Here is a 19,143-nt window from a genome sequence, read left to right as displayed (position 1 = left end):
GATGTGGCTATCGCGTGCTATTTGCCATATCTGCGGCATCCTGGTCGAAAGCGGATGCTTATATAAATGATGATAAAGAAGGTTTCGCTGTTGACGGCTCTGTCCGCAACGGCTTTTTCAGTTTGGGCGCAGGACAGCAATACCGACAATACTCTGGTAGTGACCGCTAACCGTTTTCAGCAGCCGGTGGATACCATACTGGCGCCGACTTCGGTGGTCACGCGTGAAGAAATCGACCGCTGGCAGTCTAAGTCGTTGACCGATGTGATGCGTCGTCTGCCGGGGGTGGATATCGCTCAGAACGGCGGCCTTGGTCAGCTTTCCTCTGTGTTTATCCGCGGGACTAACTCCAGCCATGTGCTGGTGCTGATAGACGGCATCCGCCTGAATCAGGCCGGTGTTACCGGCTCTTCCGACCTTAGCCAGATTCCCGTCTCCCTTGTTCAGCGAGTAGAGTACATTCGCGGGCCTCGCTCGGCGGTGTATGGTTCTGATGCCATCGGTGGGGTCATCAATATTATCACTACGCGTGATAAAGACGGCACAACGCTAACGGCCGGAATGGGCTCAAACGGTTACCAGAACTATGACGCGAGTACTCAGCAGAAGCTTGGGGATAACACGCGCGTGACTCTGGCAGGCAACTATGAGTACACCAAAGGCTTTGACGTTGTGGCCGATGGTAATACCGGCGGCCTGCGTCAGCCCGATCGTGACGGTTTTATGAGCAAGTCACTTTATGGTGCGCTTGAACACAGCTTCTCTGAGCAATGGAGCGGCTTTGTGCGAGGCTACGGTTATGATAACCGCACGGCCTACGACGGCAACAATTATACCCCCGGCGTGCTGGCGGATACTCGCCAGCTCTACAGCCAGACATGGGATGCCGGGCTGCGCTTTAACAACGATATCTTCCATTCGCAGCTGATCTCCAGCTACGGCCACAGTAAAGATTACAATTTCGATCCACGCCTCGGGCGCTACGACTCCAGCGCTACCCTGGATGAAATCAAACAATACAACCTGCAGTGGACTAACTCTGTTGATGTGGGCGCTGGCAATGTAGGCGCGGGCGTTGACTGGCAGAAGCAAAGCACTGAACCGGGTACTAACTATGTGACTGACGGCTACGATCAGCGTAATACCGGCGTCTATCTGACGGCGCTGCAGAAGCTGGGTGATTTCACCTTTGAAGGGGCTGCCCGCAACGATGACAACTCAGAGTTCGGGAATCATGGGACCTGGCAGAGCAGCGCAGCATGGGAGTTTGTCGAGGGCTATCGCTTTATTGCCTCCTACGGCACCGCCTTTAAGGCGCCAAACCAGGGGCAGCTGTTTGGCTCATTCGGGGACAGAAACCTGAATCCGGAAGAGAGCCGTCAGTGGGAAGGGGCGTTTGAAGGCCTGACCTCGGGCGTGACCTGGCGTGTTTCGGGGTACCGTAATCTTGTTGATAACCTGATCGACTTCAACACTAACACGCAGAGCTATAACAACGTCGGCAAGGCCAATATCAAAGGGGTAGAAGGTACAGCCGCCTTCGATACCGGACCCGTGCAGCACAGCATTAGCTATGACTATGTTGATGCCCGTAATGGCCTGAACGATGCGCCGTTGGCCCGTCGCGCCAAACAGCAGGTGAAGTATCAGCTCGATTGGGCGCTCTACGATCTGGACTGGAGCGTGACTTATCATTACCTTGGGTCACGCTACGACACCGATTTCAACACCAATAAAACCGTGAAAATGGGCGGCGTCAGCCTGTGGGATGTCGCGTTGTCGTATCCTGTCACGTCACAGCTGACCGTTCGTGGTAGAATAGCTAACCTGTTCGATAAAGATTACGAGACGGTTTATGGCTACCATACTGCAGGACGGGAATACTACTTGTCTGGCAGCTACACCTTCTGATGCACATCCTACCGTGCTGGTTTTTGACTCCGGCGTCGGTGGGTTGTCCGTCTACAATGAGATCCGGCAGCTTCTGCCGGATCTTCATTACATCTACGCCTTCGACAACGTGGCGTTCCCTTACGGTGAAAAGAGCGAAGAGTTCATCGTCGACCGGGTGGTCTCAATAGTGACTGCTGTCCAGCAGCATTATCCTTTGGCTCTCGCCGTTATCGCCTGTAATACCGCAAGCACCGTGTCCCTCCCCGCCTTACGTGAAAAGTTCGACTTCCCTGTTGTTGGTGTTGTTCCGGCCATTAAGCCAGCTGCGCGGTTGACGACTAATGGGATAGTGGGCCTGCTCGCAACTCGCGGCACGGTAAAGCGTCCATATACTCACGAGCTTATCTCGCGGTTTGCTACCGAATGCAAAATTGAGATGCTGGGTTCTGCTGAGCTGGTGGAGTTAGCAGAGGCGAAGCTCCATGGCGAACCGGTCCCGCTGGATGAGCTGCGTAAAATCCTGCGTCCATGGCTGCGTATGCCTGAGCCGCCGGATACCGTTGTACTAGGCTGCACGCATTTCCCTCTATTACAGGAAGAGCTGCTGGAAGTCCTGCCTGAAGGGACGCGGCTGATTGATTCCGGTGCCGCAATTGCAAGGCGTACGGTCTGGTTGCTGGAGCATGAAGCGCCGGAAGCCGCTTCTGCGGATCAGAATATTGTCTATTGTATGGCGTTCACGCCTGAAACTGCGCAATTAATGCCCGTTTTACAACGTTACGGCTTCGAAAGGCTCGAAATACTGTCGCTTTAGCACCATTTTGAGTAAAAAAACGGCGCTTGAAAGTTTTTTTCAAATTAGGGGTTGTCAGGCTCTGAGAACTCCCTATAATGCGCCTCCACTGACACGGCAAAGCGGCTTCGAAAGCGGCTTAACAACACCGAAGTCAGTCAGACGAAAGCGAAAATAAACGCTTGACTCTGAAAGAGGAAAGCGTAATATACGCCACCTCGAGTTAGCAAGCGAAAGCGCGTAACTCACTGCTCTTTAACAATTTATCAGACAATCTGTGTGGGCACTCGCAGGATTGATATCTCAGCATCTTCGGATGCAACAAAATATCAAGTCTTGAAGAGTGACTACTGATTTTATAAACAGTTTTAATTCTTTGAGCATCAGACACTTTTAAATTGAAGAGTTTGATCATGGCTCAGATTGAACGCTGGCGGCAGGCCTAACACATGCAAGTCGAGCGGTAGCACGGGGAGCTTGCTCCTGGGTGACGAGCGGCGGACGGGTGAGTAATGTCTGGGGATCTGCCTGATGGAGGGGGGATAACTACTGGAAACGGTAGCTAATACCGCATAACGTCGCAAGACCAAAGAGGGGGACCTTCGGGCCTCTTGCCATCAGATGAACCCAGATGGGATTAGCTAGTAGGTGGGGTAACGGCTCACCTAGGCGACGATCCCTAGCTGGTCTGAGAGGATGACCAGCCACACTGGAACTGAGACACGGTCCAGACTCCTACGGGAGGCAGCAGTGGGGAATATTGCACAATGGGCGCAAGCCTGATGCAGCCATGCCGCGTGTATGAAGAAGGCCTTCGGGTTGTAAAGTACTTTCAGCGAGGAGGAAGGCGATAAGGTTAATAACCTTGTCGATTGACGTTACTCGCAGAAGAAGCACCGGCTAACTCCGTGCCAGCAGCCGCGGTAATACGGAGGGTGCAAGCGTTAATCGGAATTACTGGGCGTAAAGCGCACGCAGGCGGTTTGTTAAGTCGGATGTGAAATCCCCGGGCTCAACCTGGGAACTGCATTCGAAACTGGCAAGCTTGAGTCTTGTAGAGGGGGGTAGAATTCCAGGTGTAGCGGTGAAATGCGTAGAGATCTGGAGGAATACCGGTGGCGAAGGCGGCCCCCTGGACAAAGACTGACGCTCAGGTGCGAAAGCGTGGGGAGCAAACAGGATTAGATACCCTGGTAGTCCACGCCGTAAACGATGTCGACTTGGAGGTTGTGCCCTTGAGGCGTGGCTTCCGGAGCTAACGCGTTAAGTCGACCGCCTGGGGAGTACGGCCGCAAGGTTAAAACTCAAATGAATTGACGGGGGCCCGCACAAGCGGTGGAGCATGTGGTTTAATTCGATGCAACGCGAAGAACCTTACCTACTCTTGACATCCAGAGAACTTTCCAGAGATGGATTGGTGCCTTCGGGAACTCTGAGACAGGTGCTGCATGGCTGTCGTCAGCTCGTGTTGTGAAATGTTGGGTTAAGTCCCGCAACGAGCGCAACCCTTATCCTTTGTTGCCAGCGGTTCGGCCGGGAACTCAAAGGAGACTGCCAGTGATAAACTGGAGGAAGGTGGGGATGACGTCAAGTCATCATGGCCCTTACGAGTAGGGCTACACACGTGCTACAATGGCGCATACAAAGAGAAGCGACCTCGCGAGAGCAAGCGGACCTCATAAAGTGCGTCGTAGTCCGGATTGGAGTCTGCAACTCGACTCCATGAAGTCGGAATCGCTAGTAATCGTAGATCAGAATGCTACGGTGAATACGTTCCCGGGCCTTGTACACACCGCCCGTCACACCATGGGAGTGGGTTGCAAAAGAAGTAGGTAGCTTAACCTTCGGGAGGGCGCTTACCACTTTGTGATTCATGACTGGGGTGAAGTCGTAACAAGGTAACCGTAGGGGAACCTGCGGTTGGATCACCTCCTTACCTGAAAGATACAACCCGCGTAGTGCTCACACAGATTGTCTGATAGATGTAGAGAAGCAAGGCGTCTTGCGATTGAGACTTCAGTGTCCCCTTCGTCTAGAGGCCCAGGACACCGCCCTTTCACGGCGGTAACAGGGGTTCGAATCCCCTAGGGGACGCCACTTGCTGGTATGTAAGTGAAAGTTGCGTGCCGTTATATCTCAAAGCTGACTTGAAAGAGTCATGTTTGAGATATTTGCTCTTTAACAATCCGGAACAAGCTGAAAATTGAAACGACATGTCGTCTCATTCCTCCGTAATAAGGAATGGGGTTAAGACATGTTCGAGTCTCTCAAATTTTCATAATCTGAAGTGAAACATCTTCGGGTTGTGAGGTTAAGCGACTAAGCGTACACGGTGGATGCCCTGGCAGTCAGAGGCGATGAAGGACGTGCTAATCTGCGATAAGCGTCGGTAAGGTGATATGAACCGTTATAGCCGGCGATTTCCGAATGGGGAAACCCAGTGTGATCCGTCACACTATCGTTAAGTGAATACATAGCTTAACGAAGCGAACCGGGGGAACTGAAACATCTAAGTACCCCGAGGAAAAGAAATCAACCGAGATTCCCCCAGTAGCGGCGAGCGAACGGGGAGCAGCCCAGAACCTGAATCAGTTTGTGTGTTAGTGGAAGCGTCTGGAAAGTCGCAGGGTACAGGGTGATACTCCCGTACACTAAAATGCACATGCTGTGAGTTCGAAGAGTAGGGCGGGACACGTGGTATCCTGTCTGAATATGGGGGGACCATCCTCCAAGGCTAAATACTCCTGACTGACCGATAGTGAACCAGTACCGTGAGGGAAAGGCGAAAAGAACCCCGGCGAGGGGAGTGAAAAAGAACCTGAAACCGTGTACGTACAAGCAGTGGGAGCCTCTTTATGGGGTGACTGCGTACCTTTTGTATAATGGGTCAGCGACTTATATTCTGTAGCAAGGTTAACCGTATAGGGGAGCCGCAGGGAAACCGAGTCTTAACTGGGCGTTAAGTTGCAGGGTATAGACCCGAAACCCGGTGATCTAGCCATGGGCAGGTTGAAGGTTGGGTAACACTAACTGGAGGACCGAACCGACTAATGTTGAAAAATTAGCGGATGACTTGTGGCTGGGGGTGAAAGGCCAATCAAACCGGGAGATAGCTGGTTCTCCCCGAAAGCTATTTAGGTAGCGCCTCGTGAACTCATCTTCGGGGGTAGAGCACTGTTTCGGCTAGGGGGCCATCCCGGCTTACCAACCCGATGCAAACTACGAATACCGAAGAATGTTATCACGGGAGACACACGGCGGGTGCTAACGTCCGTCGTGAAGAGGGAAACAACCCAGACCGCCAGCTAAGGTCCCAAAGTCATGGTTAAGTGGGAAACGATGTGGGAAGGCACAGACAGCCAGGATGTTGGCTTAGAAGCAGCCATCATTTAAAGAAAGCGTAATAGCTCACTGGTCGAGTCGGCCTGCGCGGAAGATGTAACGGGGCTAAACCATGCACCGAAGCTGCGGCAGCGACACTCAGGTGTTGTTGGGTAGGGGAGCGTTCTGTAAGCCGTCGAAGGTGGACTGTGAGGTCTGCTGGAGGTATCAGAAGTGCGAATGCTGACATAAGTAACGATAAAGCGGGTGAAAAGCCCGCTCGCCGGAAGACCAAGGGTTCCTGTCCAACGTTAATCGGGGCAGGGTGAGTCGACCCCTAAGGCGAGGCCGAAAGGCGTAGTCGATGGGAAACAGGTTAATATTCCTGTACTTGGTGTTACTGCGAAGGGGGGACGGAGAAGGCTATGTTAGCCGGGCGACGGTTGTCCCGGTTTAAGCATGTAGGCGGGAAGTTTAGGTAAATCCGGACTTCTTTTAACGCTGAGGTGTGATGACGAGGCACTACGGTGCTGAAGTAACAAATGCCCTGCTTCCAGGAAAAGCCTCTAAGCATCAGGTAACATTAAATCGTACCCCAAACCGACACAGGTGGTCAGGTAGAGAATACCAAGGCGCTTGAGAGAACTCGGGTGAAGGAACTAGGCAAAATGGTGCCGTAACTTCGGGAGAAGGCACGCTGTCGCTAGGTGAAGGGATTTACTCCTGGAGCTGAAGGCAGTCGAAGATACCAGCTGGCTGCAACTGTTTATTAAAAACACAGCACTGGTGCAAACACGAAAGTGGACGTATACGGTGTGACGCCTGCCCGGTGCCGGAAGGTTAATTGATGGGGTTATCCGCAAGGAGAAGCTCTTGATCGAAGCCCCGGTAAACGGCGGCCGTAACTATAACGGTCCTAAGGTAGCGAAATTCCTTGTCGGGTAAGTTCCGACCTGCACGAATGGCGTAATGATGGCCAGGCTGTCTCCACCCGAGACTCAGTGAAATTGAAATCGCTGTGAAGATGCAGTGTACCCGCGGCAAGACGGAAAGACCCCGTGAACCTTTACTATAGCTTGACACTGAACATTGAGCCTTGATGTGTAGGATAGGTGGGAGGCTTTGAAGCGTGGACGCCAGTCTGCGTGGAGCCAACCTTGAAATACCACCCTTTAATGTTTGATGTTCTAACGTAGACCCGTAATCCGGGTTGCGGACAGTGTCTGGTGGGTAGTTTGACTGGGGCGGTCTCCTCCTAAAGCGTAACGGAGGAGCACGAAGGTTAGCTAATCACGGTCGGACATCGTGAGGTTAGTGCAAAGGCATAAGCTAGCTTGACTGCGAGAGTGACGGCTCGAGCAGGTGCGAAAGCAGGTCTTAGTGATCCGGTGGTTCTGAATGGAAGGGCCATCGCTCAACGGATAAAAGGTACTCCGGGGATAACAGGCTGATACCGCCCAAGAGTTCATATCGACGGCGGTGTTTGGCACCTCGATGTCGGCTCATCACATCCTGGGGCTGAAGTAGGTCCCAAGGGTATGGCTGTTCGCCATTTAAAGTGGTACGCGAGCTGGGTTTAGAACGTCGTGAGACAGTTCGGTCCCTATCTGCCGTGGGCGCTGGAGAATTGAGGGGGGCTGCTCCTAGTACGAGAGGACCGGAGTGGACGCATCACTGGTGTTCGGGTTGTCATGCCAATGGCATTGCCCGGTAGCTAAATGCGGAAGAGATAAGCGCTGAAAGCATCTAAGCGCGAAACTTGCCCCGAGATGAGTTCTCCCTGACCCTTTAAGGGTCCTGAAGGAACGTTGAAGACGACGACGTTGATAGGCTGGGTGTGTAAGCGTAGCGATACGTTGAGCTAACCAGTACTAATGATCCGTGAGGCTTAACCTTACAACACCGAAGGTGTTTTGCAGAGACGCAAGAAGATTTTCAGCTTAGTTCAGGATTAAAGTTGATGGTTATATGAAAATATAACGATCAACGAACAGAATTTGCCTGGCGGCCGTAGCGCGGTGGTCCCACCTGACCCCATGCCGAACTCAGAAGTGAAACGCCGTAGCGCCGATGGTAGTGTGGGGTCTCCCCATGCGAGAGTAGGGAACTGCCAGGCATCAAATTAAGCAGTAAACTGATGTAAAAATCAGTGGTTGTAGAAAAATTCGGTGGAGCGGTAGTTCAGTCGGTTAGAATACCTGCCTGTCACGCAGGGGGTCGCGGGTTCGAGTCCCGTCCGTTCCGCCACTTATTAAAATTAAGCCTGCTAATTAAGCAGGCTTAATAGTAGCAAAATTTAGGGGCGTAGCTCAGTTGGTAGAGCACCGGTCTCCAAAACCGGGTGTCGCGAGTTCGAGTCTCTCCGCCCCTGCCATATATAATCCTTTGCTTATGCAAAGGATTTTTTTTGTCCAAAATTCCTCTCCTTGACGTTCTTTGCTATTAAAAGCGCATCACTGCGCCATTAATGGTGTCTTAAGTAACTCTTTGATAATACTTTGCTTATCTGTGTTTTGTAGCCAGACTGCATACAACGGTCTGGAAAGCGTCGCGCTTTCAGCGACGGGCCAGATCCCGGCTTGTTCCTTTGCCCACTCAACCGGGAGGAACGTACAACCATTAAGCTCAGAGATCAGTTTGCAGGCTATTTTTGCCGAACTTGTGGTTAACAAGGGAATATCATCGTTACCGATGAGATCGGCTTCGTGCTGATGAAAATCCGCCCCCCATTCTATGCGTAAATAGTTGAGTGAAGCTTTACGACTCTCACGTGAAGGAGCGTAAAGCCCCATGCTGAAATAGCCGAGTAGCTGGCTTGAAAACTCATCCATTTTGGGGGCTTCTGTTGTGAGCAACAGATCCAGCTGACGTTCGTGAAGCTGTTTAACCAGAGACTGGCGTTGTGCAATTCGTGCTTCGAACTGCAGGCCGTTATGCTGCTGATAAAGCGCAATCAGCCATTCGGAAAGCATGCATTCCCACAGTGAAGCGCTGGCTCCTAACGTTAGCTGATTATGCTGAGAAGTATGCGATACCTCCTTTTTCGCGGCTAACCACGTATTCATCAGGTTTTCCGCGTAGGGTAGCAGGCGCTCACCGGCAGTTGTCAGCCGTATGTTATTGCGGTGGCGGGTAAAAAGGTTTACACCCAGCTGATTTTCGAGCTGCCGGATGCGAAAGCTCACCGCAGACTGTGTCAAATAAAGTGCTTCTGCAGCCCGACCAAAATGCCGTGTTCTGCTAACTTCCAGGAAGGTTTTTAGTAATTCGGTGTCCACGGCTTGCTCCAAAAAATAATTTGTCGTTATGATTTAAATGTTTTGTTTTACACTCTGTCAAGCGTAACTAATACTCCGCGCCATAAATAGCTCGGCCAAGAAAATCAGGAGCGTGTAGGATGGCGGAAAGCTTTACGACGACTAATCGGTTTTTCGACAATAAACATTATCCGCGCGGGTTTGCTCGCCATGGTGATTTCACCATTAAAGAGGCGCAGCTGTTAGAACGCCATGGTTTTGCGTTCAATGAGCTGGATCTCGGCAAGCGTGAACCTGGGACTGAAGAAGAAGTTCAGTTTGTTGCCGTGTGCCGTGGTGCGCGTGAGCCTGCTACAGAGGCAGAGCGTGTCTGGAGCAAGTACATGGCACGTATCAAACGTCCAAAACGTTTTCATACCCTGTCAGGCGGTAAACCGCAGATGGATACCGTTGAAGACTTCACCGACAGCGACGATTAAAAATGGGGCGAAAGCCCCATTTTTTATTCCGCTAACCGGTGCAGATGCAGCAGCAGACGATCGATAGCCCTGTAGCTAAGTGCTTCCTGAAGATGCGCCCGTGTTATCTGCCCGCAATGCTGTATGTCCGCGATGGTACGCGCGACCTTCAAGAGACGCTGCCATGCCCTTACGGATAAACCCAGTTTAAGCAATGTTTCTTCCAGCCAAACCGCATCATCCGCCAGCAGCTCGCAATGTTCGCGGGTCTCACTGTTGCTGAGCCGGGCATTCAGCTTGTTCTGACGTGAGAGTTGCCTGCTACGCGTCTCCACCACCCTTGCCCGTATAACGTCGCTCTTCTCTTCGTTATTGCTTGTTTTGCTTAGCATCCCGGCAGGGAGAAGTGGTATATCCACGGAGAGGTCGAAACGATCGAGGAAAGGACCAGAGAGCCGATTCATGTAGCGCAGAGTCTGCTGTGGCGTGGAACGATTATGATTGCCTTCGTAGTGTCCTGTCGGACTGGGATTCATCGCCGCGATAAGTTGAAAATCTGCGGGATAGGTAATTTTTGCTCGGGTACGGGAGATATGAATTTCTCCCGATTCAATTGGCTCCCTGAGCGAGTCCAGCACCCGGCGTTCAAATTCCGGCAGTTCATCCAAAAATAAGACGCCATTGTGCGCTAGCGATATTTCTCCTGGTTGTGGAATAGCTCCTCCACCCACGACAGAGGTTAAAGAAGCACTATGGTGAGGCGCTCTGAACGGACGCTGACGCCAATGGCGCTGAAGGTGAGATAATTGCACCAGGCTCAGAATAGCTGCGCTCTGTAGCGCTTCAGCATCGTTCAATGGAGGAAGAAGTGTATTGAGCCTGCTGGCCAGCATGGTTTTTCCCGTTCCCGGGGGGCCAATCAGCAGGAGGTTATGCCCACCGGCTGCAGCAATTTCCAGCGCTCGCTTGCCCTGACTTTGCCCGATAATCTCGTTCATATCTTCAGCATAATCGCCTTGCCACAACGCCGTGCTCACCGGCTCCCGAAGTTCGCTTTTCCCTTCCAGCCATGCGCAAACTTCCGTCAGATGCCGGGCCACAAAACAGCCCGGTTTAGCGATCAGGCCGACCTCTTCCTCATTTTCTGCGGAGACCACCACTTCCCGGCCGGCATTCAATGCCGCTATAGCCGAAGATATAGCCCCGGAAACGCCACGCAGTTCGCCCGTTAACGCGAGTTCTCCAATAAATTCAATCCTGGCCAGCCTCAAGGTGCTGAGCTGCTCTGAAGCGGAGAGCAGCGCCAGAGCAATAGGTAAATCGTACCGCCCACCTTCTTTAGGAAGATCTGCCGGCGCCAGGTTTATGGTGATTTTGCGTGCCGGGAAAGTGTATCCGCTGTTGATGAGTGCGCTTCTCACGCGGTCACGGGCTTCTCTGACCGTTGTTTCTGGGAGCCCCACAAGGGTAAGTCCGGGTAACCCTGCGCTGATATGCACTTCAACCGTAACCAGCGGGGCATGAATGCCGAGTGCTGCTCTGGTATAGACAACCGACAGTGACATCTTTCCTCCGTGAAAATTTCATTCTGCCCGCTCCGTTAATGATTAAACATTGCTCTTTTCACTCTCTGGGAAGCTGCTCCCTGCTTTTTTCGTTCACGCTCTTTTTTACGACTCTTCCTGCGAGGACGATCGCAGAACAATAACTTTTTTCTGCAATTGCACTGAAAAAGGTCTCAGCAGACCAGTTTTATGAATTATTTTCACTTTCTCGTTATTCACTGAAATTAAATAGTTTTTATGCTAATTAATTTCGGCGCAGATCTTATGGTCATAAAAAAATATTGTGCTTAATGTCCACACTGTGATAACTCTGTAGGCATTACTTCGAACTAGACGTTAGAACAGCCAAAAAATGACAGCCCTTCTACGAGTGATTAGCCTGGTCGTGATTAGCGTGGTGGTGATTATTATCCCACCGTGCGGGGCTGCACTTGGAGAAAGAAAGGCTTAAAAATCAAGCCTGAATCGAAAAGAACCCCCGCACCGAAAGGTCCGGGGGTTTTTTGTTGACTGAAGAATGTGAAGCGAGGAACAGAGTATGTGTTGCAGAATAAAATGCTGTTTCTCCGGTAATGAGACGGGGAACTAACTATGAATGGTGCACAGTGGGTAGTACATGCGTTGCGAGCGCAGGGAGTTGAAACAGTTTTCGGTTATCCAGGCGGCGCGATTATGCCGGTGTACGATGCTTTGTACGACGGTGGTGTGGAACATCTACTGTGTCGCCATGAGCAAGGGGCGGCGATGGCGGCCATCGGTTATGCTCGCTCTACCGGTAAAACGGGCGTTTGTATTGCCACTTCTGGTCCTGGTGCGACCAACCTGTTAACCGGCCTTGCCGACGCGCTGTTAGATTCTGTCCCCGTTGTTGCGATTACCGGCCAGGTGGCCATTCCTCTGATAGGTACCGATGCTTTCCAGGAAGTTGATGTCCTGGGCCTGTCACTCGCCTGCACCAAACACAGCTTCCTCGTTGAGTCTCTTGATGAATTGCCGCGCGTCCTTGCCGAGGCATTCGAGATTGCCAATTCGGGTCGCCCGGGCCCGGTGCTGGTCGATATTCCAAAGGATATCCAGCTGGCTATCGGTGAGCCTGAAGCCTGGCTGTCTGCCGTTGAAGATGATGCAGAGCTGCCGTTTGCCGAATTGCAGCAGGCGCGCGAAATGCTCGCACATGCTAAAAAACCAATGCTTTACGTCGGCGGAGGCGTTGGCATGGCTCAGGCTGTTCCCGCGCTGCGTGCCTTTATCTCCGCGACTGGAATGCCTTCGACTGTTACTCTGAAAGGGCTGGGGGCTGTACCGGCTGACCATCCGTTTTATACCGGCATGCTGGGGATGCATGGCACCAAAGCGGCAAACCTCGCCGTGCAGGAATGTGACCTGCTGTTGGCCGTTGGCGCCCGCTTTGACGATCGCGTCACTGGCAAGTTGAATACCTTCGCGCCGCACGCCAAAGTTATCCATATGGATATCGATCCTGCGGAGCTGAGCAAACTACGTCAGGCACACGTTGGGCTGCAGGGGCCGCTGAATCAGCTGTTACCGGCACTGCAGCAGCCGCTGGAAATTACCTCATGGCAGCAACATATTGCCGCTCTGAACGAAGAGCACCAGTGGCGCTATGACCATCCTGGTCAGGCTATCTATGCTCCGCTGCTGCTGAAACAGCTTTCCGAGCGCAAACCGGCAGAAGCCGTTGTGACCACCGATGTGGGGCAGCATCAGATGTGGACTGCGCAGCACATGACCTTCACCCGTCCGGAAAACTTCATCACTTCAAGCGGCCTGGGCACGATGGGCTTTGGTTTACCCGCCGCCGTGGGAGCGCAGGTTGCCAGACCAGAAGATACGGTGATCTGCGTGTCTGGCGACGGCTCGTTCATGATGAACGTTCAGGAGCTGGGTACCATCAAACGTAAACAATTGCCGGTCAAAATCCTGCTGCTCGATAACCAACGTTTGGGCATGGTAAGGCAGTGGCAGCAGCTGTTTTTTGAAGAGCGCTACAGCGAAACGACCCTGACGGATAACCCTGATTTCCTCACGCTGGCCAGCGCCTTCGGCATTCCTGGTCAGCACATCACCCGCAAAGACCAGGTAGAAGCCGCGTTAGACGCCCTGTTGAGCAGCGACGGCCCGTACATGCTTCATGTCTCGATTGATGAGTACGAAAACGTCTGGCCGTTGGTACCGCCCGGTGCCAGTAACTCGCAAATGTTGGAGAAATTATCATGATGCAACATCAACTCGCCGTGCAGGCACGCTTTCGCCCGGAAACGTTAGAACGTGTTTTACGCGTTGTGCGCCATCGCGGCTTCCAGATCTGCGCCATGAATATGGCCACGGCAGGAAATACCGACAATATTAATATTGAATTGACCGTTGCGAGTCTGCGGCCTGTCGAATTACTGTTTACCCAATTAAGTAAGCTGGTTGACGTTGCCTGCGTTGAAATCCAGCAACCAACATCACAACAGATCCGCGCCTGAGCGTAAAAGGAAGAGAACAATGACGACCAAGAAAGCTGATTACATCTGGTTCAATGGCGAGATGACTCCGTGGGGAGAGGCGAAAGTACACGTAATGTCCCACGCGCTTCACTACGGTACTTCGGTATTCGAAGGCATCCGTTGCTACGACTCGCACAAAGGCCCAGTGGTGTTCCGCCATCGCGAACACATGCAGCGCTTGCGTGACTCAGCAAAAATCTATCGCTTCCCGGTATCGCAAAGCGTTGATGAATTGATGGAAGCCTGCCGTGCGGTTATCCGTAAAAACAATCTTACCAGCGCATACATTCGCCCTCTGGTCTTTGTTGGCGACGTAGGCATGGGCGTTAACCCGCCGGACGGGTACACCACTGACGTGATCATTGCGGCCTTCCCGTGGGGGGCTTATCTGGGCGCTGAAGCGCTGGATCAGGGGATTGATGCAATGGTCTCTTCCTGGAACCGCGCGGCACCAAACACCATTCCAACCGCAGCAAAAGCGGGCGGGAACTACCTTTCTTCTCTGCTGGTCGGTAGCGAAGCGCGCCGCCACGGTTATCAGGAAGGTATCGCGCTGGATGTGAACGGCTTCCTGTCAGAAGGGGCGGGCGAAAACCTTTTCGAAGTGAAAGATGGCGTGATTTACACCCCACCGTTTACCTCTTCGGCGCTGCCGGGCATTACCCGAGACGCGATTATCAAGCTGGCAAAAGATCTGGGTATCGAAGTGCGCGAGCAGGTGCTGTCGCGTGAATCACTGTATCTGGCCGACGAAGTCTTTATGTCCGGTACCGCCGCAGAAATCACCCCGGTACGCAGCGTAGACCGTATCCAGGTAGGCGAAGGCCGCTGTGGCCCGGTCACCAAACGCATTCAGCAGGCATTCTTTGGCCTGTTCACCGGCGAAACAGAAGACAAATGGGGCTGGTTAGATCCGGTAAACCCATAAGCCTTAAACAAAAAATATAATCAGGTGGGCGGCAACTGACTGCCTGCTACCCGACAGACTGGAGTAAATAAAGCATGCCTAAGTATCGTTCCGCCACCACAACCCACGGCCGTAATATGGCGGGTGCCCGCGCTCTGTGGCGCGCAACGGGGATGACCGACGCCGATTTCGGCAAACCGATTATTGCGGTTGTAAACTCCTTCACCCAATTTGTGCCAGGCCACGTTCACCTGCGCGATCTGGGCAAGCTGGTTGCCGAGCAAATTGAAGCCTCCGGCGGCGTCGCGAAAGAGTTCAACACCATTGCGGTGGATGACGGTATCGCGATGGGGCATGGCGGCATGCTCTATTCACTGCCGTCCCGCGAGCTGATTGCCGACTCGGTGGAGTACATGGTGAACGCGCACTGCGCCGATGCCATGGTCTGTATCTCCAACTGCGATAAAATCACCCCGGGGATGCTGATGGCCTCCCTGCGCCTGAACATTCCGGTGATCTTTGTCTCCGGCGGCCCAATGGAGGCCGGTAAAACCAAACTGTCTGACCAAATCATCAAGCTCGATCTGGTGGATGCGATGATCCAGGGGGCGGACCCGAAGGTTTCTGACGAGCAAAGCGAGCAGGTTGAACGTTCTGCGTGCCCAACGTGCGGCTCCTGTTCAGGGATGTTCACCGCTAACTCCATGAACTGCCTGACCGAGGCGCTGGGCCTGTCTCAGCCAGGAAACGGCTCACTGCTGGCGACGCACGCCGACCGTAAAGAGCTGTTCCTGAACGCCGGTAAACGCATTGTCGAACTGACCAAACGTTATTACGAGCAGGACGATGCCAGCGCGCTGCCACGCAGCATCGCCAGCAAAGCGGCGTTTGAAAACGCCATGACGCTGGATATCGCCATGGGCGGCTCAACCAATACCGTTCTGCACCTGCTGGCCGCGGCTCAGGAAGCCGAAATCGACTTCACCATGACCGATATCGATCGGTTATCCCGCAAGGTGCCTCAGCTGTGTAAAGTCGCGCCAAGCACCCAGAAATACCATATGGAAGATGTACACCGTGCCGGTGGCGTTCTCGGGATCCTCGGCGAGCTGGATCGTGCCGGGCTGCTGAACCGCGAGGTCAAAAACGTCCTCGGTCTTTCGCTGCCGCAGACCCTCGATCAATACGATGTGATGCTGACCAAAGACGAGGCGGTAAAAACGATGTTCCGTGCGGGTCCTGCGGGTATTCGCACCACTCAGGCCTTCTCGCAGAGCTGTCGCTGGGACACGCTGGATGACGATCGCGCTGAAGGCTGTATTCGTTCCCTGGAAAATGCCTACAGCAAAGACGGTGGTCTGGCCGTTCTGTACGGCAACTTCGCGGAAAACGGCTGCATTGTTAAAACGGCCGGCGTAGATGAAGGCAGCCTGGTGTTCCGTGGCCCAGCCAAAGTTTATGAAAGCCAGGACGATGCGGTAGAAGCTATCCTCGGCGGTAAAGTGGTTGCCGGTGACGTGGTTGTGATTCGTTACGAAGGGCCGAAAGGCGGACCAGGCATGCAGGAAATGCTCTACCCGACAACCTTCCTGAAATCTATGGGATTGGGTAAAGCTTGTGCTCTGGTCACCGACGGTCGTTTCTCCGGCGGGACCTCTGGCCTGTCGATTGGCCACGTCTCTCCGGAAGCAGCCAGCGGCGGAAACATTGCCCTGATTGAAGATGGCGACATGATTGCCATCGATATTCCTAACCGTGGTATTCAGCTGCAGCTTACTGACCAGGAGATAACGGCGCGTCGTGAAGCGCAGGAAGCACGCGGTGAAGCGGCGTGGACTCCTCGCAATCGTGAACGCCAGGTTTCCTTCGCTCTGCGTGCTTATGCGAGCCTTGCTACCAGTGCGGATAAAGGTGCTGTGCGCGACAAAAGCAAGCTTGGAGGCTAACCATGGCTGAGTCACAACCGCTACCCGAGGTCCCCAGCGGGGCCGAATATCTGCGAGCGGTACTGCGTGCTCCGGTCTACGAAGTTGCGCAGGTTACGCCGCTGCAGAAAATGGACAAGCTTTCTTCGCGCCTTGATAACGTCGTTCTGGTTAAGCGTGAAGATCGCCAGCCGGTGCACAGCTTCAAGCTGCGCGGTGCCTATTCGATGATTGCTGGCCTGAATAGCGAGCAAAAAGCCTGTGGGGTGATTACTGCTTCTGCGGGAAACCACGCTCAGGGCGTTGCGCTCTCGTCCACCCGGCTTGGGATTAAATCGTTGATCGTTATGCCGGTGGCTACTGCGGATATTAAAGTCGACGCTGTGCGCGCCTTTGGCGGCGAAGTCTTGCTGCACGGCGCGAATTTCGATGAGGCGAAAGCCAAAGCTGTCGAACTTGCGCGGCAGCAAGGCTTCACTTACGTGCCTCCGTTTGACCACCCGGCAGTCATCGCCGGGCAGGGGACGCTGGCGCTGGAGCTGCTTCAGCAGGATGCGCATATCGATCGTGTCTTCGTCCCGGTGGGCGGCGGCGGGCTGGCGGCGGGCGTAGCGGTTCTGATCAAGCAGCTGATGCCGCAGATCAAAGTGATCGCGGTTGAAGCGGAAGATTCTGCCTGTCTGAAAGCGGCGCTGGAGGCCGGGAAGCCGGTTGAGCTCCCGCGAGTGGGGCTGTTTGCCGAGGGCGTTGCGGTTAAACGTATTGGCGACGAAACGTTCCGCATTTGCCGGGAGTACCTCGACGACATCATCACCGTGGACAGCGACGCTATCTGTGCGGCGATGAAAGATTTGTTCGAAGACGTGCGTGCCGTTGCGGAGCCGTCCGGCGCCCTGGCGCTGGCGGGGATGAAAAAGTACGTTCAGCAGCACAACATTCGTGGTGAACGTCTCGCACATGTTCTGTCTGGCGCAAACGTGAATTTCCACGGACTGCGCTATGTTTCCGAACGCTGTGAGCTAGGCGAACAGCGTGAAGCGCTGCTTGCGGTCACTATTCCTGAGCAAAAAGGCAGCTTCCTGAAGTTTTGCCAGCTGCTGGGTGGGCGATCGGTGACCGAGTTCAACTACCGCTACGCGAGCTCTGACGATGCCTGTATTTTCGTCGGGGTACGCCTGACTCGTGGTCTGGAAGAGCGCAAAGAGATCATTGCTCAGCTGAGCGAGGGCGGCTACGGCGTGGTGGATCTCTCCGACGATGAGATGGCAAAACTGCACGTTCGCTACATGGTCGGTGGGCGGCCATCCAAGCCGCTGCGCGAAAGGCTCTACAGCTTCGAATTCCCGGAATCACCGGGGGCATTGCTGAAGTTCCTGAGCACGTTGGGAACGCACTGGAATATTTCGCTGTTCCATTACCGCAGCCACGGTACCGACTACGGGCGAGTGCTGGCGGCATTTGAGCTTGGGGAACATGAGCCGGATTTCGAAACCCGGCTTAATGAACTGGGCTATGAATGTCACGATGAAACTCAAAACCCGGCGTTCCGTTTCTTCCTGGCAGGTTAATGGCTGCCGGGCAATAATTTCCAGAACGCGCTGATAAGCGGCTCATTGAGCCGCTTTTTTTGTACGCAAACGCCCAGCTCAAACGGGGTTTTCTCATCGTTACGTTCGAGGATCTGGACGCGGTTTCGCACCGGTTCGGGGCTGTTTTCCAGCACGATTTCCGGGAGCAGCGCAACGCCGCACCCCAGCGCCACCATCGACACCATGGCTTCATGGCCGGCGACGGTGGCATAAATCAGCGGATTGCTGATTTTCTTACGGCGGAACCATAGCTCGATACGGCGGCGCACCGGCCCCTGCTCAGGCATGATAAACGGGATTTTGGCCCAGTCGGGCTCAGGCTGGCTTACCTGTACTCTCACCGGGCAGGGCAGCGCGGGGGCGATTAAGGCAACGGATAAATTTTCCAGCATCGAGAAAGCGACGCCGGGCGGCAGAGATTCGGGCTTCCCGGCAATGGCGAGATCGGCCTCGCTGGAGTCGACTTTTTCTACCGCATCTGCGGCGTCACCCGTGGTCAGCTTAATTTCCACGGAGGGATGTTCGGCCCGGAAGCGGTCCAGAATGGGCGGCAGATGGCTGTACGCGGCGGTCACCGAGCAAAAGAGATGCAGCTCCCCGCTCAGGGAAGGCCCCTGTTGGCCAAGCGTGTGGCGCATCTGCTGATATTGCAGCAGCGTATGCTGGGCGAACTGACGTAATTGCTCGCCTGCTTCGGTCAGCGTTACGGTGCGGTTATCACGTAAAAATAGAGGCTGCCCAAGGTCATCTTCCAGCCGTTGGATCTGGCGAGAAAGCGTGGAAGGGCTGACGTGCATGGCCCGCGCGCTACGCCCGAAATGGCGACTTTCGGCCAGATGCAGAAAGGTTTTCAGATCGCGTAAATCCATGGTCGGCGGGCCTCGTTTTTGCATTGCAAAAATTGCAATACGACGTTGTTAAT

The 19,143-nt window shown here is 53.8% G+C and carries 12 protein-coding genes, 3 tRNA genes and 3 rRNA genes; 15 read left to right on the top strand and 3 right to left on the bottom strand.

All coding sequences use genetic code 11. The features are described from left to right. Nucleotides 1-69 precede the first annotated feature (69 nt). The 8 genes from btuB (at nucleotide 70) to EL098_RS21735 (ending at nucleotide 8,381) form a co-directional block, all read left to right on the top strand. Entirely contained in the window at nucleotides 70-1,911 is a 1,842-nt protein-coding gene (gene btuB, locus EL098_RS21770) for a TonB-dependent vitamin B12 receptor BtuB (RefSeq protein WP_126358527.1), read from the top strand. Next, nucleotides 1,856-2,707: a glutamate racemase gene (gene murI / locus EL098_RS21765; protein WP_126358055.1), complete on the top strand. Its 852-nt coding sequence runs from the start codon at nucleotides 1,856-1,858 to the stop codon at nucleotides 2,705-2,707. The genes btuB and murI overlap by 56 nt, the downstream gene beginning before the upstream one ends. A gap of 374 nt (nucleotides 2,708-3,081) precedes the next feature. Beyond that, nucleotides 3,082-4,622 (top strand): 16S ribosomal RNA (locus tag EL098_RS21760). Nucleotides 4,623-4,707: 85 nt separating this feature from the next. Beyond that, a tRNA-Glu gene (locus tag EL098_RS21755) sits at nucleotides 4,708-4,783 on the top strand. A gap of 212 nt (nucleotides 4,784-4,995) precedes the next feature. Further along, nucleotides 4,996-7,903, top strand: a 23S ribosomal RNA gene (locus EL098_RS21750). A gap of 104 nt (nucleotides 7,904-8,007) precedes the next feature. Further along, nucleotides 8,008-8,123: ribosomal RNA gene (gene rrf, locus EL098_RS21745) — 5S ribosomal RNA — on the top strand. The 16S, 23S and 5S rRNA genes sit together here with 3 tRNA genes alongside, the layout of an rRNA operon. A 54-nt stretch (nucleotides 8,124-8,177) precedes the next feature. After that, nucleotides 8,178-8,254: transfer RNA gene (locus EL098_RS21740), tRNA-Asp, on the top strand. A gap of 51 nt (nucleotides 8,255-8,305) precedes the next feature. Next, a tRNA-Trp gene (locus tag EL098_RS21735) sits at nucleotides 8,306-8,381 on the top strand. 79 nt (nucleotides 8,382-8,460) lie between these two features. Here EL098_RS21735 and hdfR read toward each other — a convergent pair. Further along, nucleotides 8,461-9,297, bottom strand: a complete 837-nt coding sequence (gene hdfR, locus EL098_RS21730) for an HTH-type transcriptional regulator HdfR (protein ID WP_408609089.1) — start codon at nucleotides 9,295-9,297, stop codon at nucleotides 8,461-8,463. Nucleotides 9,298-9,404: 107 nt separating this feature from the next. On the opposite strand from hdfR, the gene EL098_RS21725 reads away from it, so the two are divergent. Continuing rightward, nucleotides 9,405-9,743: a DUF413 domain-containing protein gene (locus EL098_RS21725; protein ID WP_126358053.1), complete on the top strand. Its 339-nt coding sequence runs from the start codon at nucleotides 9,405-9,407 to the stop codon at nucleotides 9,741-9,743. A 23-nt stretch (nucleotides 9,744-9,766) separates the two neighbouring features. On the opposite strand, the gene EL098_RS21720 is transcribed toward EL098_RS21725, so the two are convergent. Beyond that, nucleotides 9,767-11,287 (bottom strand): YifB family Mg chelatase-like AAA ATPase, encoded by a 1,521-nt coding sequence (locus tag EL098_RS21720; RefSeq protein WP_126358052.1) that lies wholly within the window; start codon nucleotides 11,285-11,287, stop codon nucleotides 9,767-9,769. A gap of 352 nt (nucleotides 11,288-11,639) precedes the next feature. On the opposite strand from EL098_RS21720, the gene ilvL reads away from it, so the two are divergent. The 6 genes from ilvL to ilvA all read left to right on the top strand — a co-directional run bounded on the left by ilvL (nucleotide 11,640) and on the right by ilvA (nucleotide 18,200). Next, on the top strand, nucleotides 11,640-11,738 hold the full coding sequence (ilvL, locus tag EL098_RS21715; RefSeq protein WP_071530467.1) for an ilv operon leader peptide: 99 nt from the start codon (nucleotides 11,640-11,642) through the stop codon (nucleotides 11,736-11,738). A 140-nt stretch (nucleotides 11,739-11,878) separates the two neighbouring features. Beyond that, a complete protein-coding gene (ilvG, locus tag EL098_RS21710) occupies nucleotides 11,879-13,525 on the top strand; it encodes an acetolactate synthase 2 catalytic subunit (RefSeq protein WP_126358051.1) in 1,647 nt (548 codons plus the stop codon). Continuing rightward, nucleotides 13,522-13,779 carry an acetolactate synthase 2 small subunit gene (gene ilvM, locus EL098_RS21705; RefSeq protein WP_126358050.1) on the top strand — a complete coding sequence of 86 codons (258 nt, stop codon included), beginning with the start codon at nucleotides 13,522-13,524 and terminating at the stop codon, nucleotides 13,777-13,779. Before ilvG ends, ilvM begins: the two co-directional genes overlap by 4 nt. Nucleotides 13,780-13,798: 19 nt before the next feature. Further along, on the top strand, nucleotides 13,799-14,728 hold the full coding sequence (locus EL098_RS21700) for a branched-chain amino acid transaminase (RefSeq protein ID WP_126358049.1): 930 nt from the start codon (nucleotides 13,799-13,801) through the stop codon (nucleotides 14,726-14,728). Between the two features lie 74 nt (nucleotides 14,729-14,802). Beyond that, nucleotides 14,803-16,653: a dihydroxy-acid dehydratase gene (gene ilvD / locus EL098_RS21695; RefSeq protein ID WP_126358048.1), complete on the top strand. Its 1,851-nt coding sequence runs from the start codon at nucleotides 14,803-14,805 to the stop codon at nucleotides 16,651-16,653. 2 nt (nucleotides 16,654-16,655) lie between these two features. Next, nucleotides 16,656-18,200, top strand: coding sequence for a threonine ammonia-lyase, biosynthetic (gene ilvA, locus EL098_RS21690; RefSeq protein ID WP_126358047.1), 1,545 nt, complete (start codon nucleotides 16,656-16,658; stop codon nucleotides 18,198-18,200). On the opposite strand, the gene ilvY is transcribed toward ilvA, so the two are convergent. After that, nucleotides 18,197-19,114 carry an HTH-type transcriptional activator IlvY gene (ilvY, locus tag EL098_RS21685; protein WP_331852846.1) on the bottom strand — a complete coding sequence of 306 codons (918 nt, stop codon included), beginning with the start codon at nucleotides 19,112-19,114 and terminating at the stop codon, nucleotides 18,197-18,199. The two genes, ilvA and ilvY, sit on opposite strands and share 4 nt — an antisense overlap. Nucleotides 19,115-19,143: the final 29 nt, after the last annotated feature.

Source organism: Cedecea lapagei, assembly GCF_900635955.1.
GTDB lineage: Bacteria > Pseudomonadota > Gammaproteobacteria > Enterobacterales > Enterobacteriaceae > Cedecea > Cedecea lapagei.
This window is presented reverse-complemented; position numbering and strand designations above follow the sequence as displayed.

Bases quoted from the DNA above. Each gene is read 5' to 3' on its own strand.
- btuB (WP_126358527.1), top strand. From the start codon at position 70: ATGATAAAGAAGGTTTCGCTGTTGACGGCTCTGTCCGCAACGGCTTTT.
- murI (WP_126358055.1), top strand. From the start codon at position 1,856: ATGGCTACCATACTGCAGGACGGGAATACTACTTGTCTGGCAGCTACA.
- EL098_RS21725 (WP_126358053.1), top strand. From the start codon at position 9,405: ATGGCGGAAAGCTTTACGACGACTAATCGGTTTTTCGACAATAAACAT.
- EL098_RS21720 (WP_126358052.1), bottom strand. From the start codon at position 11,287: ATGTCACTGTCGGTTGTCTATACCAGAGCAGCACTCGGCATTCATGCC.
- ilvL (WP_071530467.1), top strand. From the start codon at position 11,640: ATGACAGCCCTTCTACGAGTGATTAGCCTGGTCGTGATTAGCGTGGTG.
- ilvG (WP_126358051.1), top strand. From the start codon at position 11,879: ATGAATGGTGCACAGTGGGTAGTACATGCGTTGCGAGCGCAGGGAGTT.
- ilvM (WP_126358050.1), top strand. From the start codon at position 13,522: ATGATGCAACATCAACTCGCCGTGCAGGCACGCTTTCGCCCGGAAACG.
- EL098_RS21700 (WP_126358049.1), top strand. From the start codon at position 13,799: ATGACGACCAAGAAAGCTGATTACATCTGGTTCAATGGCGAGATGACT.
- ilvD (WP_126358048.1), top strand. From the start codon at position 14,803: ATGCCTAAGTATCGTTCCGCCACCACAACCCACGGCCGTAATATGGCG.
- ilvA (WP_126358047.1), top strand. From the start codon at position 16,656: ATGGCTGAGTCACAACCGCTACCCGAGGTCCCCAGCGGGGCCGAATAT.
- ilvY (WP_331852846.1), bottom strand. From the start codon at position 19,114: ATGCAAAAACGAGGCCCGCCGACCATGGATTTACGCGATCTGAAAACC.